Source organism: Dokdonia sp. MED134, from assembly GCF_000152925.2.
Taxonomy (GTDB): Bacteria; Bacteroidota; Bacteroidia; order Flavobacteriales; family Flavobacteriaceae; genus Dokdonia.
Genome location: NZ_CP009301.1, coordinates 1,017,023 through 1,040,745, shown reverse-complemented (window position 1 = coordinate 1,040,745; position 23,723 = coordinate 1,017,023). Strand labels below are relative to the sequence as shown.

25 protein-coding genes and 1 tRNA gene are annotated in these 23,723 nt (G+C 38.2%); 19 read left to right on the top strand and 7 right to left on the bottom strand.

Annotated elements, in window-relative coordinates; translation table 11 throughout:
- Nucleotides 1–2 precede the first annotated feature (2 nt).
- The 6 genes from MED134_RS04585 to MED134_RS15320 are packed head-to-tail and all read left to right on the top strand — an operon-like array spanning nt 3 to nt 3,997.
- Nucleotides 3–191, top strand: coding sequence for a CcoQ/FixQ family Cbb3-type cytochrome c oxidase assembly chaperone (locus MED134_RS04585; RefSeq protein ID WP_021778534.1), 189 nt, complete (start codon nt 3–5; stop codon nt 189–191).
- Between the two features lie 4 nt (nt 192–195).
- Nucleotides 196–1,146 (top strand): cbb3-type cytochrome c oxidase N-terminal domain-containing protein, encoded by a 951-nt coding sequence (locus MED134_RS04580; RefSeq protein ID WP_021778535.1) that lies wholly within the window; start codon nt 196–198, stop codon nt 1,144–1,146.
- A 28-nt stretch (nt 1,147–1,174) separates the two neighbouring features.
- Nucleotides 1,175–2,596, top strand: coding sequence for a cytochrome c oxidase accessory protein CcoG (ccoG, locus tag MED134_RS04575; RefSeq protein WP_021778536.1), 1,422 nt, complete (start codon nt 1,175–1,177; stop codon nt 2,594–2,596).
- Nucleotides 2,597–2,631: 35 nt separating this feature from the next.
- Nucleotides 2,632–3,078, top strand: a complete 447-nt coding sequence (locus tag MED134_RS04570) for a FixH family protein (RefSeq protein ID WP_021778537.1) — start codon at nt 2,632–2,634, stop codon at nt 3,076–3,078.
- Entirely contained in the window at nt 3,079–3,786 is a 708-nt protein-coding gene (locus tag MED134_RS04565; RefSeq protein ID WP_021778538.1) for a sulfite exporter TauE/SafE family protein, read from the top strand.
- 49 nt (nt 3,787–3,835) lie between these two features.
- A complete protein-coding gene (locus tag MED134_RS15320; RefSeq protein ID WP_021778539.1) occupies nt 3,836–3,997 on the top strand; it encodes a hypothetical protein in 162 nt (53 codons plus the stop codon).
- 190 nt (nt 3,998–4,187) lie between these two features.
- Here the strand turns inward: MED134_RS15320 and hemN are convergent, their stop codons facing one another.
- Complete coding sequence (gene hemN / locus MED134_RS04560; protein WP_021778540.1) at nt 4,188–5,549, bottom strand: oxygen-independent coproporphyrinogen III oxidase; 1,362 nt, start codon at nt 5,547–5,549, stop codon at nt 4,188–4,190.
- Between the two features lie 143 nt (nt 5,550–5,692).
- Nucleotides 5,693–5,766: transfer RNA gene (locus MED134_RS04555), tRNA-Met, on the bottom strand.
- Nucleotides 5,767–5,964: 198 nt separating this feature from the next.
- Here MED134_RS04555 and MED134_RS04550 point away from each other — a divergent pair.
- On the top strand, nt 5,965–6,351 hold the full coding sequence (locus MED134_RS04550; protein WP_021778541.1) for an START-like domain-containing protein: 387 nt from the start codon (nt 5,965–5,967) through the stop codon (nt 6,349–6,351).
- 50 nt (nt 6,352–6,401) lie between these two features.
- A complete protein-coding gene (locus MED134_RS04545) occupies nt 6,402–7,247 on the top strand; it encodes an aminotransferase class IV (protein WP_021778542.1) in 846 nt (281 codons plus the stop codon).
- On the opposite strand, the gene MED134_RS04540 is transcribed toward MED134_RS04545, so the two are convergent.
- On the bottom strand, nt 7,244–7,804 hold the full coding sequence (locus MED134_RS04540; RefSeq protein ID WP_021778543.1) for a YqgE/AlgH family protein: 561 nt from the start codon (nt 7,802–7,804) through the stop codon (nt 7,244–7,246). The two genes, MED134_RS04545 and MED134_RS04540, sit on opposite strands and share 4 nt — an antisense overlap.
- Nucleotides 7,805–8,088: 284 nt before the next feature.
- On the opposite strand from MED134_RS04540, the gene MED134_RS04535 reads away from it, so the two are divergent.
- The 6 genes from MED134_RS04535 to MED134_RS04510 all read left to right on the top strand — a co-directional run bounded on the left by MED134_RS04535 (nt 8,089) and on the right by MED134_RS04510 (nt 14,019).
- Nucleotides 8,089–9,123 carry an o-succinylbenzoate synthase gene (locus tag MED134_RS04535; protein WP_021778544.1) on the top strand — a complete coding sequence of 345 codons (1,035 nt, stop codon included), beginning with the start codon at nt 8,089–8,091 and terminating at the stop codon, nt 9,121–9,123.
- 3 nt (nt 9,124–9,126) lie between these two features.
- Nucleotides 9,127–10,041 carry a CPBP family intramembrane glutamic endopeptidase gene (locus tag MED134_RS04530; RefSeq protein WP_021778545.1) on the top strand — a complete coding sequence of 305 codons (915 nt, stop codon included), beginning with the start codon at nt 9,127–9,129 and terminating at the stop codon, nt 10,039–10,041.
- Between the two features lie 57 nt (nt 10,042–10,098).
- Nucleotides 10,099–11,199 carry an AMP-binding protein gene (locus MED134_RS04525; RefSeq protein ID WP_021778546.1) on the top strand — a complete coding sequence of 367 codons (1,101 nt, stop codon included), beginning with the start codon at nt 10,099–10,101 and terminating at the stop codon, nt 11,197–11,199.
- A 135-nt stretch (nt 11,200–11,334) separates the two neighbouring features.
- Complete coding sequence (locus MED134_RS04520; RefSeq protein ID WP_021778547.1) at nt 11,335–12,048, top strand: hypothetical protein; 714 nt, start codon at nt 11,335–11,337, stop codon at nt 12,046–12,048.
- Between the two features lie 72 nt (nt 12,049–12,120).
- Nucleotides 12,121–12,612, top strand: coding sequence for a hypothetical protein (locus MED134_RS04515; protein ID WP_038597108.1), 492 nt, complete (start codon nt 12,121–12,123; stop codon nt 12,610–12,612).
- 93 nt (nt 12,613–12,705) lie between these two features.
- A complete protein-coding gene (locus MED134_RS04510; protein WP_021778549.1) occupies nt 12,706–14,019 on the top strand; it encodes a M24 family metallopeptidase in 1,314 nt (437 codons plus the stop codon).
- Between the two features lie 68 nt (nt 14,020–14,087).
- Here MED134_RS04510 and xerD read toward each other — a convergent pair whose 3' ends face one another.
- Nucleotides 14,088–14,987 carry a site-specific tyrosine recombinase XerD gene (gene xerD, locus MED134_RS04505; protein ID WP_021778550.1) on the bottom strand — a complete coding sequence of 300 codons (900 nt, stop codon included), beginning with the start codon at nt 14,985–14,987 and terminating at the stop codon, nt 14,088–14,090.
- Nucleotides 14,988–15,138: 151 nt separating this feature from the next.
- Between xerD and MED134_RS04500 the strand changes: the two genes are divergently transcribed.
- On the top strand, nt 15,139–15,747 hold the full coding sequence (locus MED134_RS04500) for a porin family protein (protein ID WP_021778551.1): 609 nt from the start codon (nt 15,139–15,141) through the stop codon (nt 15,745–15,747).
- Nucleotides 15,748–15,857: 110 nt separating this feature from the next.
- Entirely contained in the window at nt 15,858–16,280 is a 423-nt protein-coding gene (gene aroQ, locus MED134_RS04495) for a type II 3-dehydroquinate dehydratase (protein ID WP_038597104.1), read from the top strand.
- A gap of 71 nt (nt 16,281–16,351) precedes the next feature.
- On the opposite strand, the gene lpdA is transcribed toward aroQ, so the two are convergent.
- From lpdA to msrB (MED134_RS04480), 3 genes are all read right to left on the bottom strand, one after another.
- Nucleotides 16,352–17,728: a dihydrolipoyl dehydrogenase gene (gene lpdA / locus MED134_RS04490; protein ID WP_021778553.1), complete on the bottom strand. Its 1,377-nt coding sequence runs from the start codon at nt 17,726–17,728 to the stop codon at nt 16,352–16,354.
- A 126-nt stretch (nt 17,729–17,854) separates the two neighbouring features.
- Complete coding sequence (gene msrB / locus MED134_RS04485) at nt 17,855–18,244, bottom strand: peptide-methionine (R)-S-oxide reductase MsrB (protein ID WP_021778554.1); 390 nt, start codon at nt 18,242–18,244, stop codon at nt 17,855–17,857.
- Nucleotides 18,245–18,249: 5 nt separating this feature from the next.
- The gene (gene msrB / locus MED134_RS04480; RefSeq protein ID WP_038597101.1) at nt 18,250–18,729 is read right to left on the bottom strand and encodes a peptide-methionine (R)-S-oxide reductase MsrB; all 480 of its coding nucleotides are present in this window, start codon (nt 18,727–18,729) and stop codon (nt 18,250–18,252) included.
- 221 nt (nt 18,730–18,950) lie between these two features.
- On the opposite strand from msrB (MED134_RS04480), the gene MED134_RS04475 reads away from it, so the two are divergent.
- The 3 genes from MED134_RS04475 to glgB are packed head-to-tail and all read left to right on the top strand — an operon-like array spanning nt 18,951 to nt 23,612.
- Nucleotides 18,951–20,396, top strand: coding sequence for a glycogen synthase (locus MED134_RS04475; protein WP_021778556.1), 1,446 nt, complete (start codon nt 18,951–18,953; stop codon nt 20,394–20,396).
- 31 nt (nt 20,397–20,427) lie between these two features.
- Nucleotides 20,428–21,696 (top strand): glucose-1-phosphate adenylyltransferase, encoded by a 1,269-nt coding sequence (locus MED134_RS04470; RefSeq protein ID WP_021778557.1) that lies wholly within the window; start codon nt 20,428–20,430, stop codon nt 21,694–21,696.
- Nucleotides 21,696–23,612: a 1,4-alpha-glucan branching protein GlgB gene (gene glgB / locus MED134_RS04465; RefSeq protein ID WP_021778558.1), complete on the top strand. Its 1,917-nt coding sequence runs from the start codon at nt 21,696–21,698 to the stop codon at nt 23,610–23,612. Before MED134_RS04470 ends, glgB begins: the two co-directional genes overlap by 1 nt.
- Nucleotides 23,613–23,723 lie beyond the last annotated feature (111 nt).

Here is a 23,723-nt window from a genome sequence, read left to right as displayed (position 1 = left end):
CGATGTTAAAATTTGTAAAAGGAAATCTAGAAAATATTGATGGGGTTGAAATATACCCTATCATCTCACTACTTATATTCTTTGTCTTCTTTGCAGCCCTTTTCTGGTGGGTGTTTACAGCAAAGAAGAGCCACATAGCAGAGGTGAGCAACATACCACTTAACGACAATACACTTAATTCAAATAATTAAATCTATGAGAACAGTAGCATCATTTTTAAGAATCTTAGGCTTCTCGATACTGGGTTATTTTATCATAGATATTGCAGGGTCTACTGGAGAGATATCTATTTTTTTACAAGAACCTTGGATCTGGGCAGTACTGGGAGTAATCATTCTTTTTTATACCGCTGGTGAGATAAGCATAGAAGCCCTAAGAAGTATTCTCTATAAAAGCCTCAAGCCAGACGCACAAAAAGTATATGATCAAGAGGCAGCTCTCGCAAAAGAAAACCAGTTTAAGTGGTTTAAGGAGAAGTACAAAGCCTCTCTAGGAAGTAAAGCAGTAGAGGATGAGCACGAGATCATACTTGACCATAATTATGATGGGATCAAGGAGCTTGATAATAATTTACCGCCTTGGTGGGTATATATGTTTTATGCAACGATTGTCTTTGCGGTAATATACCTAGTGCGATTTGAAGTGCTTAACGACTATGATCAAGAAGAAGAATATCAAGTTGCGGTTGCAGAGGCAAAAGCAGAAATAGAAGAATGGAAAAAAACAGCTAAGGATCTTGTAGATATTAATACAGTAACACTACTTACAGATGCTAGTGATATCAATGCTGGTAAAGCCATTTTTACAAATAACTGTATTGCCTGCCATAAAGCAGATGGTGGAGGAGGTATAGGTCCTAACCTTACAGATCAACACTGGATTCTAGGTGGAGGTATAAAAAATGTATTTAAAACCATTTCAGAAGGTGGTCGTGATGGTAAGGGTATGATCTCTTGGAAATCTGAACTTAAACCTGCAGAAATGGCTCAAGTAGCCAGCTTTGTACTCTCATTACAGGGTACTACTCCGGCAGAGCCTAAGCAAGCAGAAGGTGAGATCTGGATAGACCCAGACGCAGCACCTGTACCTGTACAAGAAGTAGACTCTCTAGTGGTAGAAGAGATTACAGTAGCAGCAAGTAATTAGAAAAAACAAGCACCTCATAATACCCAGTATGGCAGAGCAAGGACAAGATAACTTTAGAGACACTATAGGTACTCTTAATGAGGAGGGTAAACGTGCTTGGGTTTTTCCTAAAAAGCCAGACGGTAAGTGGTATGAGTACCGCAAGTATGTAAGCTATGTATTGCTCTTATTTTTATTTAGTGCGCCTTTTATTAAAATAGGTGGTAACCAGTTTTTGATGTTTAATGTATTAGAGCGTCGCTTTAATATTTTTGGCTACCCATTTTGGCCACAAGATTTTCACCTGTTTGTAATAATGATGATTATTGGGGTGGTTTTTGTGATTTTGTTTACCGTTGCCTTTGGTAGATTATTTTGTGGCTGGGTATGCCCACAGACCATATTTATGGAAATGGTTTTTCGTCGTATTGAGTACTGGATAGATGGTGATAGAGGGAAACAAATACGACTTAAAAAAATGCCGTGGACAAAGGAGAAAATAAAAAAAAGAGCCCTTAAGTGGTCTATATTTTTTCTCATCTCTTTTCTTATAGCAAATGTATTTCTTGCCTATCTCATAGGTAGTGACCAGCTTATAAGATATATCACAGATGGACCGTCTAAGCACATAAGCACACTAGTATCATTACTTATTTTTACAGGTGTATTCTATTTCATATTTGCGTGGTTTAGAGAGCAAGTATGTATTATCGCTTGTCCTTATGGTCGTCTACAAGGTGTGCTGCTAGATAATAAATCTATTGTTGTGGCTTATGATCACAAACGAGGAGAAAAGGAAGAAGGTCGCGCAAAATTTAAAAAAAATGAAGAACGCGCCACTACAGGTAAAGGTGATTGTATAGACTGTTTTGCCTGTGTGCACGTATGTCCTACAGGTATAGATATACGAAATGGTACCCAGCTAGAGTGTGTAAATTGTACTGCTTGTATAGACGCCTGTGACCATATGATGGAGGCTGTAAATCTTCCCACAGGGCTTATACGCTATGCGAGTGAAGATAATATTGAGAAAAAAGAAAAGTTCAAATTTACACCTAGGCTCAAAGGCTATACAGCTGTACTAGGTATTCTTATAGCGGTGCTTATAGGGATGCTCTTTTTACGTAACGATGTAGAGGCGCGTATCTTAAGATTACCAGGGCAACTTTATGAGCACAAGGCAGATAATATGATAAGCAATGTGTACACCTTTAAGCTAGTTAATAAAACCATAGAAGATATAAATGATGTGCACTTTAAACTTGCTTCTCACAAAGGGACTATAGAGGTTGTCTCAGGCAATTTTTTTGATATAAGCGGTCAAGGTCTTGCAGAAGGTACATTGTTTATTGAGATAAATGCAAGCGCTATTAAGAGTGATAAAGAACAACTAGAGGTTGAGGTGTATAGCGGTGATGAGCTTATAGAGACAACGGTTACCTCATTTTTAGGACCAAGAACGTATAGATAGTATAACGCTTTCGCGAAAGCAAAAAAAGAACAATTATGAAGTGGAACTGGGGAAAAGGTATTGTAGTGGGAATGATCTCATTTATGGCTTTCATACTATATATGGTCATCACAATGAGCACAGATAAGAAGTATAGTCACGATCTGGTAACCGAAGAGTATTATGCAAAAGAAATGAAGTATCAAACCGAAATAGATGCCGAAACTAATGCAAATCTTCTTGAAGGTAAAATTAATGGAATACTTACTCCAGAGGGGTGGTTACTTACATTTCCAGCATCTATAGATGCTAGTTCTATAAAGGGTACTGTCTTCTTATATAGACCGTCTAATGAGCTGTTAGATTTTGAAATGCCGCTTGCTATCACAGATGGTAAACAGCTTATACCCGATCATAAACTCATTGCTGGAAGATGGAATATCACAATCACCTGGAGTGACGGTGATCAAGAGTATATGTATAAAAAATCAATAAGTTATTAAATGCTTTGGTCTGCACTCATATTCGGCTTATTAGGGAGTTTTCACTGTGTAGGGATGTGTGGGCCTATTGCGTTTATGTTACCTGTAGATCGTAAAAACCCCGTAAAGCGCTTTTTTCAATTATCAAGTTATCACGCTGGAAGAATTCTCACCTACAGCGTGATAGGTCTCATTTTTGGGGTAGTGGGGAAGAGTCTTAACCTCTTTGGTTTTCAGCAAAACTTGTCTATTGCTATAGGTGTTTTAATGATTGCTGTAATACTTATTCCTTCACGATTTTTAAGTAAGTATAGCATTTCAAAACCCATATATAAACTAGTGGGAAAAGTAAAAAGTAATATGGGAGCTGCGCTTAAAAAGAAAGATCCAGCAACGTTTTTTACCATCGGGTATCTTAATGGGTTGTTGCCTTGTGGACTTGTGTATATGGCAGTTTTTGGAGCGCTGGCTTCTGGAGATGCTTTACAGGGTGGTCTTTATATGGCCATTTTTGGACTAGGGACCATACCACTTATGACAACAGCTATTTACTTAGGTAACTTTTTAAAAGGAACGATTAAACAGCGCATAGTAAAAGCGATTCCTGTATTTGTAGTTATAATAGGAGTGCTGTTTATACTGCGTGGTATGGGCTTAGGGATTCCTTATATATCTCCCTCAGAAAATGTGCGTATAGAAAAAATAGCCGCGCAGCACGCGTGTCACTAAGAGATATTACTAAACATAGATTTTTTTACAACCTCTAAACTTTAAACTTATGAAAAATTCATTATTACTACTCGTAGACTGGGGAATGGGAGCAATGTTAATAGGCGTTTTTGCCGTGGTGTGTATTGCGATGGTACTTATCGTATATAGTATGTCTCGCAACGGTAAATCTGCTACAAACCAAGAAGAAGATGATGCAAATAATAGCTAGTATAGTGGGCGCTTTATGTACCCGGGTAGTCTATAAAGTGATAGATATACGCATTGCTTTAATGTTTATTAAAGTGCAAAGAGGAGCTTAGGTTTAGACCGCTTTCGCGAAAGCGTTGTTTAAAAAAACAAAAAAGGAGGAATCATCTTAATAGGTGATTCCTCCTTTTTTTATTGTTGTGACTTTTAGATTATACGGTCATAGAGAATAATTGTGTCTCTGGCTTTTTGCGCTGTAGGCGTAGGTCAAATGGTAGGCATATGTTACGCACAAAAGGTCTTCCTTTTTCTGTAATTTCAATACCAGTTGCATCTATTAGTACTAAACCATCATTTTCTAACTCTTTAAGTTTTATAAGTACATCTGGTATTTCTGGAAAGTGTAGTTTTTGATCTGTCCACGAGGTTTTAAACTCACACATTAAGTTAAGAATATGCTGTCTTATGGTGAGGTCTTCTTCTGTAAGTAAATGCCCTCTAAAGATAGGAAGAATACCGTCTTCTACTAGCTGCTGGTACTCCTCAATATTTTTTACATTTTGAGCAAAGCTGTACCAGCTATCACTTATAGCAGATACACCTAGACCTACCATTACTTGTGTCTTACTGGAGGTGTACCCCATAAAATTGCGATGTATTTTACCTTCTTGTTGTGCAGTGTGTAAGCTGTCATTTTTTAAAGCAAAATGATCCATACCTATCTCTACATAACCTGCCTCTACAAGCATTTTTTTACCTATCTCATATTGCTTTCTCTTTTGCTCTGCAGAGGGTAAATCTTGATCAGAAAAGCCACGCTGGCCGTTACCTTTCATCCACGGTACATGCGCATAGCTATAAAAAGCGATGCGGTCTGGACGTAAGCGTGTGGTCTGTGAGATGGTAAAAATCACATCATCTTGCGTTTGGAATGGTAAGCCATATATAATATCGTGACCTACAGAGCTGTATCCTACTTCTCTTGCGGCTGTGGTTGCCGTTTTTACATTATGATATGGCTGTACTCTGTTTATTGCTTTTTGTACATTTTGGTTATAATCTTGTACACCGTAGCAAACTCTGGCAAAGCCTTGTTTATAGAGCGTTTCAAGATGTTTTTTTGTGGTATTGTTAGGGTGTCCTTCAAAACTTAGCTCAAACTCTGTGGCTTTGTTGGTGAGGCTGAAGACACCATCTAGAAGTCTATCTAGGTGCTCTGGAGAGAAGAAAGTAGGAGTTCCACCACCTAGATGTAATTGCTTAACTAGGGGAGTGCTACCTAAAAGCTTTACATAAAGTGTGAGCTCTTTGAGTACAGATTGTATGTAAGGAATCTCCACACTGTGATTTTTTGTAATACGTTTATTACAGCCACAAAAGGTGCACATACTCTCGCAGTAGGGTAAATGTATATAAAGACTTATACCTTCTATAGTGTTACTTTCATTAAAACTTTTTACTAAGGTTTCTTTCCACCCTTTAAGGGTAAATAGCTCTTTATCCCAGTAAGGAACCGTAGGGTAACTCGTATATCTGGGTCCAGCAACGTTGTATTTTGATATAAGTGTGCACATAAAAATTTTTTTTTCAAAAATAATATGTGAGCAAGATCTAGTTTATGACAATTGTCATATGGAGAAAATAGTAAATGGCTTTAGTGAGGAACAAGTAGGGATAAAAAAAGGCTTCACATAATTGTGAAGCCTTCATATTTAAGTAGCGAGAGGGGGGCACGATCCCCCGACCTCCGGGTTATGAATCCGACGCTCTAACCAACTGAGCTACCTCGCCATCTTACTTAGATTTTTAAATTACTGGTTAAGTAAATTTATGTTTTTAAAGATAAAACTATAAAAGCATCTGTCTAAGCGGGTGCAAATATAAAATATAATAGCGGTAGTGCAAACCTCTTTCTCAAATAAAATTAATTTAATTGCTTTGTTGTAGACTTTAATATCAATATATTGTCGTTTATAATTATAAGTTTATATGAGCGATAAAAAGAAATATGTGATAGAGTTTGTTGTAAGAGCGTCTCCTTCACTATTATACCAATATATGGCAACACCATCAGGAATGAGTGAGTGGTTTGCAGATAACGTAAATTCTAGAGGTGAGTTTTACACTTTTATCTGGGATGGAAGTGAAGAAAAAGCTAAGCTTTTAAGTAAAAAGAGCGGAGAGTACATAAAATTTCAATGGCTAGATGACGAGGGAGAGGAGTATTTCTTCCAGTTGCGTATTCAAGTAGACGAGATTACAAAAGATGTATCTCTTATGATTACAGATTATGCCGAAGAAGATGAAATAGATGAAGGTAAAATGTTTTGGGAAAATCAAATTTCAGAACTGAAACAAGTAATAGGCTCAGTTTAACTAGTGTCTAATTAATATCTTTGCACCGCCTTACAATAGGCGGTTTTTTTATGATTAATCACAACGGAACAATATCGGCAGTAACAGAAGCTAGGCTTGACCCATTTAATAGAGGTTTTCTCTATGGTGATGGACTCTTTGAAACTATAAAAGCAGTAAATGGTAAACTTCTCTTTTGGGAAGATCATTACTTCAGGCTTATGGCCTCTATGCGCATCTTACGTATGGATATCCCTATGGAGTTTACACCAGAGTACCTAGAGGAGCAGCTCAAAAGCACGATAGACGCCGCCGGATTACTCAATGAGACTGCGCGAGTACGTATTACAGTCTATAGATCTGGAGGCGGCACTTATCTCCCAGAAGAGAGAGGTGTGGGGTTTTACGCTTTCGCGAAAGCGCACTCAGAACCATTTTATCTTCTCAAAGATGCTCCATATGAAGTAGAGCTATACAAAGATCACTATATAAGCGCAGATCTTATTTCTACACTTAAAACGACTAATAAAATCGTGCACGTGACAGGTAGTATTTATGCGCAAGAAAATGGTTATGATAACTGCCTGCTTGTAAATAGTGATAAAAATATTGCAGAGGCATTACAGGGTAATCTCTTTCTTGTAAAAGGTACAACTATAAAAACTCCACCGCTTGCCGATGGTTGTTTACGAGGTATTATAAGAAAACAGTTAATGGGTATTATAGAACTTATGGATGAGTATACGCTAGAAGAAGCGTCTATCTCTCCTTTTGAACTGCAAAAGGCAGATGAGCTCTTTATAACAAATACGATTAAGGGTATACAGCCTATAACAAAGTACCGTAAGAAACAGTATACAACAAATACTGCAGCGGCATTGCTTAAAAAATTAAACGTAAAAGCTCGCTTAGGCTAGTTATATTGAGGATTTGCAGGAGCATTAGACCATAATGCATAAGATCCACCCAGTTCTCTCAACTTATCACTCCATAATGCAAGGTGATCGCTCTTAAGGAGTTCTTTACATAAATCATTGTTTGTGATAACCCAACTGTGCTCACTTATTTCTTGATCAAGTTGTTTACTTCCCCAGCCACTGTAACCTAAAAAGAATTTTATGTTATCGCAGCTTATTTTTTTTGCGAGTATAAGATCTACAGCACGTTGAAAGTCACCTCCCCAGTATATTCCAGAAGAGATCTCTTGACTTCCTTCTATAAGCTCTGGCGCTGTGTGTAGAAAGTATAAATTTTCTTGCTCTACAGGACCTCCATTATAGATGGGCATCTCGCAATCTTCCATTCCTTCTATTAAATCTGCTAGGGTAACATCTAGAGGTTTGTTAAGTATAAAACCTACAGATCCCTCTTCATTATGGTCTGCTAGTAAAATTACAGATCTGGTGAAAGAAACATCTCCAAGTACGGATGGCTCGGCAACTAATAATTGTCCTTTTGTCGGTAGTTTAGTCATATTTATCGCCTTTTGTATACTAAAGCTACCTATTTTTTATAGCAATACAAATTATTTATCATTAAAAAATAGTTACATAAAATTTCTTTTTAACATATTGAAAATCAATAAAATACAATTTTTAGAGTCAATAATTTGTTCTTGATAACTATTTATTAAACTATGCACACATAGGATAATGGTGTTAAAAGAGCGATTTTTAATAGTTAAAAACCTAATAATGTCTGCACATACTAGCGTTAAGAGTGGACTGCAATAGCTATTTTTACGATAAAAATTGACTTTTGAAAGCAAGTTATAAAAAACATATACTAGAGTTTAAAAGACCTAGTGGCACCTCTAGAGGTGTATTACGCACAAAAGAGACCTGGTATTTAATTATACAAGATGGCAAGAATTATGGTGTAGGGGAGTGCGGTATTTTACGGGGTCTTAGTTATGATGATGTTCCAGAGTATGAGTCTATGCTTAAATGGACGTGTGATCACATCTCACAGGGTCCAGATAAATTATGGGAAGCACTAAGAGATTTTCCCAGTATACAAGCTGGTGTAGAAATGGCATTTATGTCACTTAAAGCAAAAGATCCTTACCATATATATTCTTCTGAATTTACAACAGGCAAAGATGCAATTTCCATTAATGGATTGGTATGGATGGGAGACGAGTCCTTTATGCGTGAGCAAGTCTCAGAAAAATTAATGCAAGGCTTTAATTGCATTAAAATGAAAATAGGAGCCATAGACTTTAAAGAAGAGCTTGCCATATTATCTTCTATACGTAAAGATCACGACGCTAGTAAACTCACGTTGCGTGTAGATGCAAATGGAGGTTTTACAAAGGAAACTGTCCAAAGCGTATTAAAAGAACTTGCAGCTCTTGATATACACTCTATTGAGCAACCTATCGCTACAAAGCAGTGGGATGATATGGCTGCACTCTGTGCGAGTACTCCAGTACCTATCGCGCTAGATGAAGAGTTAATAGGTGTAACAAACCTGGAAGATAAGCGTAAGGTACTAGACAGTATTAAACCACAATATATAATTTTAAAACCTAGCTTTGTAGGAGGTTTTAAAGGAAGTGAGGAGTGGATAGAAGAGGCAAAAAAGCGCGACATAGGCTGGTGGATAACCTCTGCTCTTGAGAGTAATGTAGGGCTTAATGCCATAGCCCAGTGGACGTATAAGCTAGGTGCGCAAGGACCTCAAGGTCTAGGCACGGGGAGCCTATTTACAAATAATATATCTTCGCCACTAGAAGTAACAAACGGAACCTTAAAAATGAACCCTGAGCTATCTTGGGATTTTAAAATATAATTTATGTTTATAGAACAAGCCTATAAAGGAGAAAACGAAACTTGGAAATTTGTCATAACCTGCATACTTACAATGGGTATTTTTATTTCAAACCTGTTGTTTTTCCTTTTCGTAGATGTAGACCCACAAGCTGCGATGGATGATATGATGCGACTTTTTAAGTCAAAAAACTTATTGCTCGCATTTAATCTTGCCGTATTTATACCTATCCTAGCAGTATTGTTTTTACTCGTCTGGGCACTACATAAACGCAGTATATTAAGCTTAACAACAGCAAGAAAGAAAGTAGACTGGAGTCGCATTTTCTTTAGTTTTATGATGGTGTTTATTTATACAGTGGTAAGTTTTGGGATTGTCTATTATATGACACCAGAAGATTATGTACTACAGTTTGATAGTTCTAAGTTTGGTATACTTGTTCTTATAGGTTTAGTGTTTTTTCCTTTTCAGATAGGTCTAGAGGAGTACCTTTTTAGGGGGTATGTGATGCAACAAGTAGGTATAATGGCGCGCAATAGGTGGTTCCCACTTGTATTGACATCGGTACTTTTTGGTATTTTTCATTGGGCAAATCCAGAAGTGGCAGAGCTGGGGGCAATCACTATGGTCTTCTACATAGGTACTGGCTTACTATTAGGTATAATGACACTTATGGATGATGGTATGGAGTTAGCTCTAGGTTTTCATTTTGGTAATAACTTACTAGCAGCAACATTACTTACCTATGAGTACTCAGCATTGCAAACAGATGCTATTTTTAAATCTGTAGGTCAGGCAGATACGGGTGTGGAGCTCGTACTACCAGTACTTATAGTCTACCCTATATTTCTTTTTATACTAGCCAAAAAATATAAATGGTCTAACTGGAAAGAAAAATTAACAGGTGCAGTACACCCACCAGCCACTACTATTTCATAATTTAATACAAGGTTTACATCTTACTAACTTATATTTTACAAGTAAGACTTATTTTTAATGCATATGTTATATGCAACAGATAGACATAAATTTTTGCACCCTAAGTTTAAACTTAACGGATCTTCTCATACAAAGGCCACGCTCAAGGCGCAGGCCTATGGTTTTATAAAAGAAGGAGAACCTTATGAGGAGTCTGTAGGCGAGTTTTTACTAGAGTGGCTTGATAAAAAGAAGTACGTAACCGTACAAACTTCTGGTTCTACCGGTGACCCTAAGCCTATTAAAATAGATAAGCTTCATATGATTAATAGTGCTAGAGCTACGGCAAAGCACTTTGATGTGTATGAAAAAACCACAGCTCTTTTATGTTTGCCAGCACATTATATAGCAGGTAAAATGATGCTTGTACGAGCAATGGTTTTAGGCTGGCGTATTGATATGGCACAACCTAAGTCAAATCCACTAGATAATATATATAGGAGATACGACTTTTGTGCTATGACACCTTTTCAACTAGATAACTCCCTGTCTAGATTGCATCTGCTCTCTAAACTCATTGTAGGTGGAGGAGCAATTTCACCAGCGCTTAAAAGTAGAGTGCAGGGACTCGCAACTAAGATTTATGAAACTTACGGAATGACAGAAACCGTAACTCATATAGCCGCGAGGCGTGTCAACTCAAAAAAGAATAAAGACAGCCTTATACCTTTTAAAGTACTAGATAAAGTAACTATAGAGGCAGATGAGCGCAGTTGCTTAGTAATAAAAGCACCTTACGTGAGCTCAGATCCTGTGGTGACTAATGATATTGTAAAAATTATAACCTATAAAAAATTTATCTGGCTAGGCCGCATAGATAATGTCATTAACAGTGGTGGTGTTAAATTACATCCAGAGCAAGTAGAAGGAAAACTAGCTACCTATATAGATGTACCTTACTTCATTACAGGTATGCCAGATGATCGTCTGGGAGAACAGTTAGTTCTCTTTGTAGAGCAAGAAGAACCATACGATTTTCACATTAGTGAAGAAGATATGAAGGTGTTTAAGCCTTATGAGTTTCCTCGTAAAATTATTTCGGTTCCTCAATTTCAGCGCACTAGTACTGGTAAAATTCAGCGAGGTCAGACCTTAACAAAATACCTAGATACGATATAGGTTTTAAGTACGCTTTCGCGAAAGCGTAATCACATTCATACCACTTTACTCAACACCAAGGCTCGTTTACTCATTACTAATAGGGTGTAAATCACATTTGAGATAAGTTTATACTAAATTTAAAACCAAGCAAGTATGAAATATCTAGCACAGGCAGTAGTCCTTTTTGTAATGATGCAAATGACTGCGCAGACTCAAGATCAAACCCAAACAACTGTACTCAAAGCCGAACAATTAATCACCTATGCGGCAGATAATTATCCGGCAGATGATCCGGTTCAGATTTATATACTAGTAGAGACAGGCAGTGCAGGTATACATCAAGATCACAAATTTTATATTGAGCAAGGTGTAAAACTACTCACAAAGAGACTTGAGCCAGAAGATAAAATTGCTATAGGAACTTATGGTGCTGTAAGTGCAGTTGTATTACCGTTTACAGAGGTAAGCGTAGGCAAAGTGATAGAGGAAGGAGTAGAGAAGCTGTTTTCTGGCTCATTTAAAGAGGTTAGTAAGGCAGATGGTATAGCTCTGGCATATGATCTTACAGAAGCAAATTATGATGAAGATGTAGTGAGTAATGTGATAATGATACGTGGTAGTGGCGTACATCAAGAGCCAGCGCAAGCAAAATCTGTTACTAGCGTTTATAAAAAAGTAAGTGAGACAAATCTTGTAGTACAAGAAGTTGAGGTAGCCAAAGTTCCAACAACCCCAAAAGAGGAGAGACAAGCACAAAGAGCACAACGCAAGCAAGCAAAAGCCGCAGAGCACAAAAATCTAGGGGGTGCTATTGCACTCACGGCACTTACTATTTTACCAGAAATTTTAGATGTAATTAAGGATTAGAAATAGTTAGGCACCATTATTGAAAAGAGAAAAGAAAAAATAAATATGCATATTTGCAAAAAATATAGAACAATGAATTTTCGTTTATTCGCACTTATCTTTTTAATCGCTGGCTCGTCTACCATATACGCGCAAAACCTCGGGAGCATACAGAGAGGACAACGTGGATACTCACCACCCGCAAGACAGCAAGACGCTGGAGAACCAGAAAAACCAGACGTAAATTTACTTAGTATAGAGCGTGCAGATATGTATCAAGAAATACTAGATATAGATGTCTTTACAAAAGAAGTACTTAAAAGTTACCTCAAAGATTATTATACAGCTACTGTAAATATAGGGTATGATGAGAATCTCAAATTTGATGCAAAAAGAGAGCTTATTAATGCAGAACGCAAAAAATTTGAAACGTCTTTAAAAGAAGTATTTACAGAAGAGCAAGTAGAAAAAATCCTTACCGAAGAGGAGTTTGGTAAAGAAAAAAAGAAATACGATAAAGAGAAAAGACAAGAGAAGCGCAAAAAGAAAAAGCGTAAAAAGAATAAAGATGACGATGGTAAATAGCATTTATTGATCTAAGTTTATAAAAAGGAGCATTTTTTTTAAAATGCTCCTTTTTGTTTTTAGTACATTTAAGTCCATAAAACAGATCACCTTATGAGAAGATTAATAGTACTAGCGCTTTTATTTATAACAACCATTAGCACCAGTCAGGTTTTATCAGAAAGAGATAGAGCAACTGTAATAGATGAGGTGCTGGCAGATAGGTTTAATAACTTACTCCCTAAGCTTATGGATCGTGTAGATATAGATATGTGGGTGGTTATCTCTAGGGAGTATAATGAAGATCCAGTACTTAAGACGATGTTACCATCTACCTGGCTCAACGCCCGTAGGAGGACAATCTTAGTTTTTTACAGAGATAAAAAGGCAAACACGATAGAAAAACTAGCAGTAGCTCGTTATAATGTGGGTAAAAATATTATCTCTGCCTGGGATAAAGAAAAGCAACCAGACCAGTGGCAGCGACTACTAGAGATTATAGAAAAACATAGCCCTTCTAAAATAGGTCTTAACTACTCAGATAATTATGGACTTGCAGATGGTGTTGTAAAAACAGATTATGATGCTTTCATAAGTAGACTAACTCCTGCACAACAAGCAAAAGTTGTCTCTGCAGAGCAGCTTGCCGTAGGCTGGTTAGAAACTCGTACTGCTCTAGAGGTAGGCTACTTTGAGCAGCTAGTAGATATCACCCACGATATTATTAAAGATGCCTTTAGTGCAAAGGTCATAACGCCAGACGTAACTAGTACAGATGATGTGGTGTGGTATTTAAGACAGCGCGTAACAGATATGGGACTTGAGACCTGGTTTCACCCTACGGTAGATATACAACGCTCAGAAGAGAAGCTAGAGAGTCACATCGTTTCTTTCTCAAACAGGCCAGAGGGTAAGATTATACAAAAGGGAGATTTAATACACTGTGATTTTGGGATCACTTACTTACGTCTTAATACAGACTGCCAGCAGCACGCTTATGTGCCAAAAGATGGTGAGACAAAAGCGCCAGATTTCTTAATTAAAGCTTTTAAAGACGGTAATAAGATACAAGACATACTCACTTCTAATTTTGAGACGGGTAGATCTGGTAACGAGATTTTACTCGCCGCACTTAAAGAAGGTAAAGAAGCAGGCTTGAGACCATCTATTTATACGCATCCGCTAGGGATGTATGGTCACGCTGCGGGCCCTACTATAGGTATGTGGGATTCTCAAGGAGGTGTGCCAGGTACGGGTGATTATCCGCTTTATGAAAATACGGGCTACGCCATAGAGCTTAATACGACGGTAAAAATACCAGAGTGGAATAAAGACATACGTATTATGCTAGAAGAAGCAGGCTTTTGGGGCGAAAACGGTTTTAGATACGTGTCTGGACGACAAGAAGAACTTATGCTTGTAGACTAGTTGTAAGTACGCTTTCGCGAAAGCGTAATAAAACCTCTTTCATACCATATAACTGCTAAGTCTAGCTATTATTTACCACGTGGGTGAAATTTTGCCATCTCACGGGCGAGGTCATTACGGTCTACGTGCATATAGATTTCTGTGGTGGTGATACTCTCGTGACCTAGCATTTGCTGTATGCTTCTCAAGTCGGCGCCATTTTGTAACAAGTGTGTAGCAAAACTGTGTCTAAACGTATGCGGACTTATATTTTTCTTTATATCTGCCTTGATCGCAAGATCTTTTATAATTGTAAAAATCATTGCCCTGGTGAGCTGTCTCCCACGTCTATTTAAAAATAAAATATCTACGTGCTCTGGTTTTACATCTATGTGATTGCGCAATTCATTACGATAGATATTAATATACTTCTGGGTATGCTCGCTTATGGGGACAAAACGTTGCTTATCTCCTTTACCTACAACGTTTATAAAACCTTCTTCAAAGTATAGATCAGAAAGTTTAAGAGAGATAAGCTCTGTTACACGTAGCCCGCAAGAATAGAGTGTCTCTAGCATTGCTCTATTGCGTTCTCCTTGAGGTTTACCTAGGTCTATGGCATCTATAAGGGCATCTATTTCTTCTTCAGATAAGGTATCTGGTAGCTTGCGACCTATTTTTGGCGATTCTATAAGATCTATAGGGTTATCTGTGCGATAATCTTCAAAAACTAGATAATTAAAAAAACCTTTAAGACCAGAGATAACACGTGCTTGTGATCTTGCTTGAACTTCTTTTGCGATAGTATAAATAAACTCTTGAAGGTCTTCGCGAGTAATTTGCAACGGGTTTATGGAGTTTTCTAGTTGCTCAAGGTAGCGCGTGAGCTTTTTTAGATCACGGGCATAATTGTCTATAGTATTGTCAGACAGGCCACGCTCTATGCGTAGATAATTCTTATAATTAGTTATTGCGGTCTCCCATTTCACGTAAGTGAAAATACAACCTCAATGTATAATTTAAAACCTCTCTTCACTTTTTGTGCTAGTAAAATTCATTTAACAACTGTTTACAATGGGCGTAACACCATATTAACAACTCGCTGGGTAGCTTTGTATAAAATTTTAAAAAAGAAATCAAATGAAAAAATTAATTGTAGCAGCAAGTGCCATTTTATTATCTGTAACAGCAGTACAGGCCCAAGAAGAGGTGTCGTTTGGAGCAAAAGGAGGCGTTAACTTTGCAACCGTAGGAGGTGATGATTTTGATGATCCAGATGCAAGAACGAGTTTTCATATAGGAGGCTTTGTAGAGGTGCCGTTAACAGACAAATTTTCACTTCAACCAGAGGTGTATTATTCAGGGCAAGGGTATGATATCCAAAGCAATGAAGATGCAGATGATGTAGAGTTTCAACTAGATTATATTAACGTGCCTGTGCTTGCAAAATATTATTTTGTAGATGGGTTTTATGGTGAGGTAGGACCACAAATAGGTTTTAACATAAACAGCGAGATTGATTCTAATCCTGATGGAGACTCTGGCGATATAAACTTTAATAGTGATGCCATAAACACTGTAGACTTTGGTGTTGTAGGAGGTTTAGGTTATAAGTTAAACAATGGTTTGTTTTTTAATGCACGTTACAACTTAGGACTCTCTGACGTTTTTAGTAGTGAAGATCTAGGAGGTTTTGACATAGACGCACGTAATAGAGTATTTATGATAGGAGCTGGATTTGCGTTTTAAAAACTTGAAAAGACAAAATGTAGAAGAGCGCCTCGATATGAGGCGCTTTTTTTATGCGTGAGATTACTGTATTTTTATGCTTTCGCGAAAGCGTACATCAACCATACTTTATGAAAATTCTTATAATAAACGGTCCTAATCTTAATATGCTAGGGAAGCGCGAACCAGAAATTTACGGTTCTGAAACTTTTGAAGATTATTTTACCCGGTTACAGTTTAAGTATAAAGATACTGAGCTTAGTTATTATCAAAGTAATATAGAGGGTGAGCTTATCTCAAAATTGCACGAGGCAAATGAAAGCTTTGATGGGGTAGTGCTTAATGGAGCGGCTTATACACATACTTCTGTGGGCCTAGGAGATGCTGTGGCGTCTATCTCGATACCGGTGATAGAGGTACATATCTCAAATACTTTTGCAAGAGAGGAGTTTAGACATCACTCATACTTATCTAAGTATGCAAAGGGTATCATTGTAGGTTTTGGGCTTAAAAGCTACAATCTTGCAATAGAGAATTTCTTAATGGAGCAATAACAATCCAGTTAGTATAGCATAAAAAAAGCCTCGCAATGCGAAGCTTTTTTTATGTTCTTAATGTAAGAAGCTTATAGGTGAATTACTTCATCATAAGCATCTGCCACGGCTTCCATCACAGCCTCACTCATAGTAGGGTGTGGGTGAATGGTTTTAAGTACTTCGTGACCTGTAGTTTCTAGTTTACGACCTAGTACAGCCTCTGCAATCATATCTGTTACACCAGCTCCTATCATATGGCATCCTAGCCACTCTCCATACTTTGCGTCAAAGATTACTTTTACAAACCCATCTTTTGCACCAGAAGCACTTGCTTTACCAGAAGCAGAGAATGGGAATTTACCCACTTTAAGTTCGTAACCAGCTTCTTTTGCTTGCTTTTCTGTCATTCCTACAGATGCAATCTCTGGTGATGCATAAGTACATCCTGGAATGTTTGAGTAGTCTATTTTTTCGGCGTGCATACCTGCGATTTTCTCTACACAAGTAATCCCTTCTGCAGAGGCAACGTGTGCGAGTGCAGGTCCAGGAGTTACATCACCTATTGCGTAGTAACCTGGCATATTAGTCTGGTACCAGTCGTTTACAATGATCTTATCTTTATCTGTAACGATGCCTACATCTTCTAGTCCTATATTCTCGATATTAGTTTTAATACCTACAGCACTAAGAACGATATCTGCCTCTAGTGTCTCTTCTCCTTTTTTAGTTTTTACAGTTGCTTTTACTCCAGATTTAGTTTTTTCTACCTTCTCTACAGATGATCCTGTCATTACTTTTACACCCGCTTTTTTAAGAGAGCGTTCAAATTGTTTTGACACATCCTCATCCTCTACTGGTACAACGTGAGGCATATACTCTACAATGGTAACCTCTGTACCCATTGAGTTATAAAAGCTTGCAAACTCAATACCTATTGCTCCAGAACCTACAACAATCATAGATTTAGGCTGCTCCTTAAGCGTCATTGCTTCGCGGTATCCTATTACCGTCTCACCATCTTGTTTAAGGTTAGGTAACTCACGTGAGCGAGCTCCCGTTGCGATAATAATATGGTCTGCGCTATATTCTTTACCGTCTACATCTATCTTTTTACCTGGCTTTATTTTTCCAAAACCATTGATGACGTCTATCTTATTTTTCTTCATTAAGAACTGAACACCTTTGCTCATTCCTTCTGCAACACCACGACTACGTTTTACAACTGCTGTAAAGTCTTTATCAACACCTGTTGCTTTAAGACCATAATCTTCTGCGTGATTTAGGTATTCAAAAACCTGAGCACTTTTAAGAAGTGCTTTTGTAGGGATACATCCCCAGTTCAAACAAACGCCTCCTAGGCTTTCTTTTTCAACAACCGCCGTTTTTAAGCCTAACTGGCTTGCACGTATTGCTGTTACATATCCGCCTGGACCACTTCCTAAAACGATTACATCATATTTGCTCATATCTAGAATTTTTTAAGTCTAATTATTGGAGATCAAAAATACGGATTATCCCGTCATATATAAAACACAAAAACCGAAGCTTTTACCTTCGGTTTTTTATTAATTTAAGTTCATTTACTTAGAGTACTATTTTTCAAAATCTATGCTTAATGAGTTTACACAATAGCGCTGCCCGCTTGCTGTAGGTCCATCATCAAAAACGTGACCTAGGTGTGAGCCACAGTTTGAACATAAAATCTCTGTACGTATCATACCGTGTGTGGTATCACGTACATACTCTACCGTACCAGGTATAGACTCATCAAAACTAGGCCACCCACAACCACTGTCAAATTTACTTGCACTTTCAAATAGCTTCTGGTCACAAGCACCACAGTGATAGGCACCTTCTTCATTATGTAAATTATAGGTGCCCGTAAAAGGACGTTCTGTGCCCTTCTCTCGTAATATTTTATAGCGTTCTGGACCTAATTCTTCAAGCCACTCTGCTTCGGTTTTTTGTATAGAATATGCCATTATTCTTATTTTGAAGATGGTACAAATACAAGTGCATCACCGTTTATGCAGTGTCTTTTTCCGGTAGTTGCTTTTGGACCATCGTTAAAAACGTGACCTAAGTGACCTCCACAGGTAGCACAGTGCTCTTCTGTTCTGGTATACCCTAGATTGCGATCTGTACTGTAAGCTATGTTACCTTCTATACCTCTATCAAAACTTGGCCAGCCTGTACCACTGTCAAATTTATGTGCTGTTTTAAAAAGTGGTGTGTCACAACCAGCACAGTGAAAGGTGCCTGCCTCCTTTATATAGTTAAGTGGGCTAGAGCCTGGACGTTCTGTACCCGCCTGGCGTAGCACATAATATTGTTCTTGGGTGAGTTGCGCTTTCCACTCAGCATCTGTTTTTGTTACCTCAAAAGTTTCTTTTTTAGTCTCTTGAGCAGATCCTTTACAGCTGGTAAATAGTGCTGCAAATGCCATTAAAATAAATACCTTTTTCATTGTATGTTCTTTTTTATGTAAAGTTACTGTAAAGCTATAAAGTGAGTCGTTAATGAACTCAGAAAATTACATCCCTTAAATGTAACTGTGAGGGTGTACGCTTTCGCGAAAGCGTAGAAATAGCAAAAGATTGGCTTTTTTAACCATATTTTATTGCAAAGGATGCCTGTAGATTAAATACTTACGTTAAATTTAACAAGACTATTACTAACAATCTCTCTATGAAAATACTTCACATAAGCGCCGAGTGTTATCCTGTTGCAAAAGTAGGAGGTCTGGCAGATGTTGTGGGAGCACTGCCAAAATATCAAAACCGCATAGGCCATAAGGCTGCCGTTATTATGCCTTATTACAAAACAACGTGGGTAGAGCGCGCTACCGGTAGAGTGGTTTTTACGCACCAACTTGTAGTAGATGGCACAACGTACCTAGCAGAAGTTATAGATGTAGATAATGAGTTGGGCTTCCCGCTATTTGTGATACGCGTGCAAGGCCTTACAGATAGGGCTGGCGTGTATGGTCATCAAGATGATGCGCTGCGTTTTATTGCTTTCCAGCGTGTGGCTTTGCAATGGATACTCACCTTTGAGACCTTACCAGAAGTGGTACACTGTCACGATCATCACACAGGTTTTATCCCGTTTATGATGCAGTATTGTCCAGAGTTTGACAAGTTAATGTCTGTCCCTACAGTACTCTCAATACACAATGCCCAGTATCAAGGTAATTTTGATAAAAGCGGTGTTGCAATGTTACCACGCTTTCGCGAAAGCAGGTATGGGCTCCTCGACTGGTATGGACAGATTAATCCTCTAGCCGCTGCGATAAAATGCGCCTGGAGAGTAAACACGGTTTCTCCATCATATATGGAAGAATTAAAAGAGCAGGCAAATGGACTGGAAGGTTTACTAAGAAGCGAGTCTCAAAAATGCGTAGGTATTCTCAATGGCATAGATACCGAAACTTGGGATCCCAAAACAGACGAATATTTAGTTAAAAATTTTACCATTAGATCAAGAGCTTCTGGTAGAAAAGCAAATAAAGAAGCTTTATGTGAAGAGTTTGGACTTGATGCCACAAAACCGCTTTTTGGGTTTATAGGCAGGCTTGTGTGGGAAAAAGGAGCAGACTTGCTTCCAGAAGCCATAGAGCAAGCGCTCAATGAGTATGATATAAACATCATTTTACTAGGTAGTGGAGCACCAGAGATTGAGGGACAGTTAGAACAATTGAAATTCACCCATAAGGGAAGGTTTAATGCCCACATAGGGTATGAGGAGCGTATGTCACACCAGGTTTATGCCGGAGCAGATTTTCTCTTAATGCCTAGTAGAGTAGAGCCTTGTGGTCTTAACCAGCTTTATAGCTTGCGTTATGGATGTGTACCTATTGTAAGACGTACCGGAGGGCTTAAAGATACAGTGGTAGATATAGGAGATGGTGGTCACGGTCTATGCCACGATCAGACTTCTGTGTTTGATATTGTTTATAGTATAGGCAGAGCCGAAGTGTTTTTTAGAGAAGAGAAACAGTTTAAAACAAATCAAAAACAAATGATGGAGATAGATCATAGCTGGGAGAATACAGCAGGAACTTATGTGACTCTCTATGAAGAATTACAACCTAAGCCAGTAGCAGTAAAAACAGGCAAGTCAATAAAAAAATAGCAAGTAATCCAACCTCAAAAAACGATTAGAAATGAATAAAAAAGTAGTAGCCATTATATTAGGAGGCGGTCAAGGAACAAGACTATATCCACTCACAGCAGAGCGTTCAAAACCTGCCGTGCCTATTGCTGGGAAGTATCGCCTTGTAGATATCCCTATCTCAAACTGTATAAATTCTAATATAAAGAGAATGTTTGTGCTCACGCAGTTTAACTCTGCATCGCTTAATAAGCATATCAAACATACCTATCAGTTTTCTTACTTTTCTGAGGCTTTTGTAGATATACTTGCAGCAGAGCAAACACCACATAATAAAGGTTGGTTTCAAGGTACTGCAGATGCGGTAAGGCAAAGTTTACATCATTTTAAAGGATATGAGTCTGAGTATATAATGATACTCTCTGGTGACCAACTGTACCAGATGGATTTTAATGCTATGCTTGAGGCGCATATTGAAGCAGATGCAAAGATTAGTATCGCATCATTACCTGTTAATGCAAAAGACGCTACTTCTTTTGGGATTCTCAAAACCGCCGAAGACAATACTATAGCATCCTTTATAGAAAAACCATCTGCAGATTTACTTCCAGACTGGGAGTCACCAGTCTCAGATGCTATGGCAGCACAAGGTAAACACTACCTTGCCTCTATGGGTATTTATATCTTTAATAAAGATTTACTTATCGAGTTGCTAGAGGGAACAGATACAAATGATTTTGGTAAAGAAATCATTCCTCAGTCTATAGAGAATCACAAGGTGTTAAGTTATGCTTACGAGGGATACTGGACAGATATAGGAAATATAGACTCGTTTTTTGAAGCAAATATTGATCTCACATCAGATTTACCAAAGTTTAATTTATTTAACAAAGGGCAAAACATTCTTACACGACCTCGTGTATTACCTCCCACAAAAATCTCTGGAACTACACTTGAAAAATCTATCGTGGCAGAAGGGAGTATCGTGCACGGCAGCCGCATTGAGAACTCTATTATAGGTATACGATCACGTATAGGAAAAGGCACTGTTTTAGAGAGTTGTTATGTAATGGGAAGTAACAGATTTTTAGACCTAGAAGAAATAAATCAAGCCAGAGCAAAGGGAGTACCGCACGTAGGAATAGGTGATCGCTGCTTTCTTACCAATTGTATTGTAGATAAAAATGCAAAAATAGGTGATGACGTGCGCATCACTGGTGGCAAGCACCTCAAGGATATAGAGACAGATACTTACGTGGTGCGTGACGGTATTGTTGTGATTAGAAACGGAGCTACCATACCTTCTGGAACTATTATTTAATGAGCAACGTACTATCACATAGCTTGCTTACAGATTTTGATGTTGATCTATTCAAATCTGGTAAGCATTACAAACTATATGAAAAACTGGGAAGCCACATTTGCGAGCGAGCGGGTGTAAAAGGAACCTACTTTGCAGTATGGGCACCTAGTGCTCAACAAGTATCTGTAGTTGGAAATTTTAATCACTGGCAAGATGGAGAGCATAAGCTTAACGTGCGCTGGGATAGTAGCGGTATTTGGGAAGGCTTTATACCAGATATCGGCCACGGAGAGTTATACAAATATAAAATTCACGCTACGCACAACGGCGTTATAACAGAAAAGGCAGACCCTTATGCACGTAGAGCAGAGCATCCTCCACAAACAGCATCTGTAGTTTATAAAACAAACCACACCTGGAAGGATAAAAAGTGGATGGACAAGCGCCATAAACACAACGGCCTAGATGCGCCTATTTCTGTTTATGAGCTACACCTGGGCTCCTGGCGTCGCAAGCAAGAAGAAGGTAATCGCAGCCTGAGTTATTCAGAGCTAGCAACAACACTTGTAGACTATGTAAAAAAGCTAAATTTTACTCACGTAGAGTTTATGCCTATTATGGAGTATCCATATGACCCTAGCTGGGGATATCAAGTAACTGGTTATTTTGCACCTACCTCAAGATTTGGATATCCAGAAGAATTAATGACACTCATTGATGCCTTGCACGCAAGTGATATAGGTGTAATTTTAGACTGGGTGCCATCACATTTTCCAGAAGATCCGCACGGGCTGGGTAACTTTGATGGGACAGCCTGTTACGAGCATCCAGATAGAAAAAAAGGATATCATCAAGACTGGAAATCACTCATCTTTAATTATGAACGTAACGAGGTACGTAGTTTTCTCATAAGTAACGCAATGTTCTGGCTAGAGCAATACCACGTAGATGGGCTTAGGGTAGATGCAGTTGCATCTATGCTATATCTAGATTATAGTAGAGAAGATGGAGAGTGGGAACCTAATGATCAAGGAGGTAGAGAAAACCTAGCCGTTATCTCTTTACTAAAAGAACTTAACGAGGCGCTTTACGGTGCTTTTCCAGATATCCAGATTATAGCAGAGGAGTCTACTAGTTTTCCTATGGTGAGCAAGCCGGTATTTTCTGGAGGCTTAGGCTTTGGTATGAAGTGGATGATGGGGTGGATGCACGATACACTTAACTACTTTAAGAGAGATGCTATTTACAGAAATCACCATCACAATGAGATTTCCTTCTCAATGACCTATGGTTTTACAGAAAACTTTATGCTACCATTATCACACGATGAGGTAGTATACGGTAAGGGTTCTATATTGGGGCGTATGCCTGGTGATGAGTGGCAGCGCTTTGCAAACCTTAGATTACTCTACACATATATGTATACTCATCCAGGAGCAAAGTTACTCTTTATGGGGAGCGAGTTTGGACAAGGTACAGAGTGGAATTTTCAAGATCAGTTAGACTGGTATGTGCTAGATTATGAAATACACAGCAATATGCAAAAGGCTTTTGCTGCTATAAACGGATTGTATACAAGTACACCTACACTGTACGAAAAGCAGTTTGATCCCGCAGGTTTTGAGTGGATTGCTCACGATGATAGTAAGAATGCCGTACTGAGTTACATACGTAAGGGTAATGATCCCAAAACGGTGATTGTGTGCGTGTTTAATATGACACCAGTACCGAGAGAAGATTACCGCATTGGAGTACCATTTTTTGGACGCTTTCGCGAAATTTTCAATAGCGACGCGTTAGAGTTTTCGGGTACAGGGGCTTATAAAAATGTAGACCTAACTGTTATAAACGAAGGCTGGAACGGAAAAACACATAGTACATCTATTACAGTACCGCCCTTATCGGGAGTGATTTTTGAATTAAAGGCAGATTAATAATGCCATAATAATAAGGTTAAAAGAGATTGAATGAGATAGAATTTTCGCGAAAGCGGAAATCAACGTCGCTTTTTATAGTACGAAAACGTTAGAGTTAATAAGTATTTA

What these genes read in the sequence shown, in the direction of transcription:
- MED134_RS04585 (WP_021778534.1), top strand. Translation starts at nt 3, where the DNA reads ATGTTAAAATTTGTAAAAGGAAATCTAGAAAATATTGATGGGGTTGAA.
- MED134_RS04580 (WP_021778535.1), top strand. Translation starts at nt 196, where the DNA reads ATGAGAACAGTAGCATCATTTTTAAGAATCTTAGGCTTCTCGATACTG.
- ccoG (WP_021778536.1), top strand. Translation starts at nt 1,175, where the DNA reads ATGGCAGAGCAAGGACAAGATAACTTTAGAGACACTATAGGTACTCTT.
- MED134_RS04570 (WP_021778537.1), top strand. Translation starts at nt 2,632, where the DNA reads ATGAAGTGGAACTGGGGAAAAGGTATTGTAGTGGGAATGATCTCATTT.
- MED134_RS04565 (WP_021778538.1), top strand. Translation starts at nt 3,079, where the DNA reads ATGCTTTGGTCTGCACTCATATTCGGCTTATTAGGGAGTTTTCACTGT.
- MED134_RS15320 (WP_021778539.1), top strand. Translation starts at nt 3,836, where the DNA reads ATGAAAAATTCATTATTACTACTCGTAGACTGGGGAATGGGAGCAATG.
- hemN (WP_021778540.1), bottom strand. Translation starts at nt 5,549, where the DNA reads ATGTGCACACTTATATCAAAATACAACGTTGCTGGACCCAGATATACG.
- MED134_RS04550 (WP_021778541.1), top strand. Translation starts at nt 5,965, where the DNA reads ATGAGCGATAAAAAGAAATATGTGATAGAGTTTGTTGTAAGAGCGTCT.
- MED134_RS04545 (WP_021778542.1), top strand. Translation starts at nt 6,402, where the DNA reads ATGATTAATCACAACGGAACAATATCGGCAGTAACAGAAGCTAGGCTT.
- MED134_RS04540 (WP_021778543.1), bottom strand. Translation starts at nt 7,804, where the DNA reads ATGACTAAACTACCGACAAAAGGACAATTATTAGTTGCCGAGCCATCC.
- MED134_RS04530 (WP_021778545.1), top strand. Translation starts at nt 9,127, where the DNA reads ATGTTTATAGAACAAGCCTATAAAGGAGAAAACGAAACTTGGAAATTT.
- MED134_RS04525 (WP_021778546.1), top strand. Translation starts at nt 10,099, where the DNA reads ATGCATATGTTATATGCAACAGATAGACATAAATTTTTGCACCCTAAG.
- MED134_RS04520 (WP_021778547.1), top strand. Translation starts at nt 11,335, where the DNA reads ATGAAATATCTAGCACAGGCAGTAGTCCTTTTTGTAATGATGCAAATG.
- MED134_RS04515 (WP_038597108.1), top strand. Translation starts at nt 12,121, where the DNA reads ATGAATTTTCGTTTATTCGCACTTATCTTTTTAATCGCTGGCTCGTCT.
- MED134_RS04510 (WP_021778549.1), top strand. Translation starts at nt 12,706, where the DNA reads ATGAGAAGATTAATAGTACTAGCGCTTTTATTTATAACAACCATTAGC.
- MED134_RS04500 (WP_021778551.1), top strand. Translation starts at nt 15,139, where the DNA reads ATGAAAAAATTAATTGTAGCAGCAAGTGCCATTTTATTATCTGTAACA.
- aroQ (WP_038597104.1), top strand. Translation starts at nt 15,858, where the DNA reads ATGAAAATTCTTATAATAAACGGTCCTAATCTTAATATGCTAGGGAAG.
- lpdA (WP_021778553.1), bottom strand. Translation starts at nt 17,728, where the DNA reads ATGAGCAAATATGATGTAATCGTTTTAGGAAGTGGTCCAGGCGGATAT.
- msrB (WP_021778554.1), bottom strand. Translation starts at nt 18,244, where the DNA reads ATGGCATATTCTATACAAAAAACCGAAGCAGAGTGGCTTGAAGAATTA.
- msrB (WP_038597101.1), bottom strand. Translation starts at nt 18,729, where the DNA reads ATGAAAAAGGTATTTATTTTAATGGCATTTGCAGCACTATTTACCAGC.
- MED134_RS04475 (WP_021778556.1), top strand. Translation starts at nt 18,951, where the DNA reads ATGAAAATACTTCACATAAGCGCCGAGTGTTATCCTGTTGCAAAAGTA.
- MED134_RS04470 (WP_021778557.1), top strand. Translation starts at nt 20,428, where the DNA reads ATGAATAAAAAAGTAGTAGCCATTATATTAGGAGGCGGTCAAGGAACA.
- glgB (WP_021778558.1), top strand. Translation starts at nt 21,696, where the DNA reads ATGAGCAACGTACTATCACATAGCTTGCTTACAGATTTTGATGTTGAT.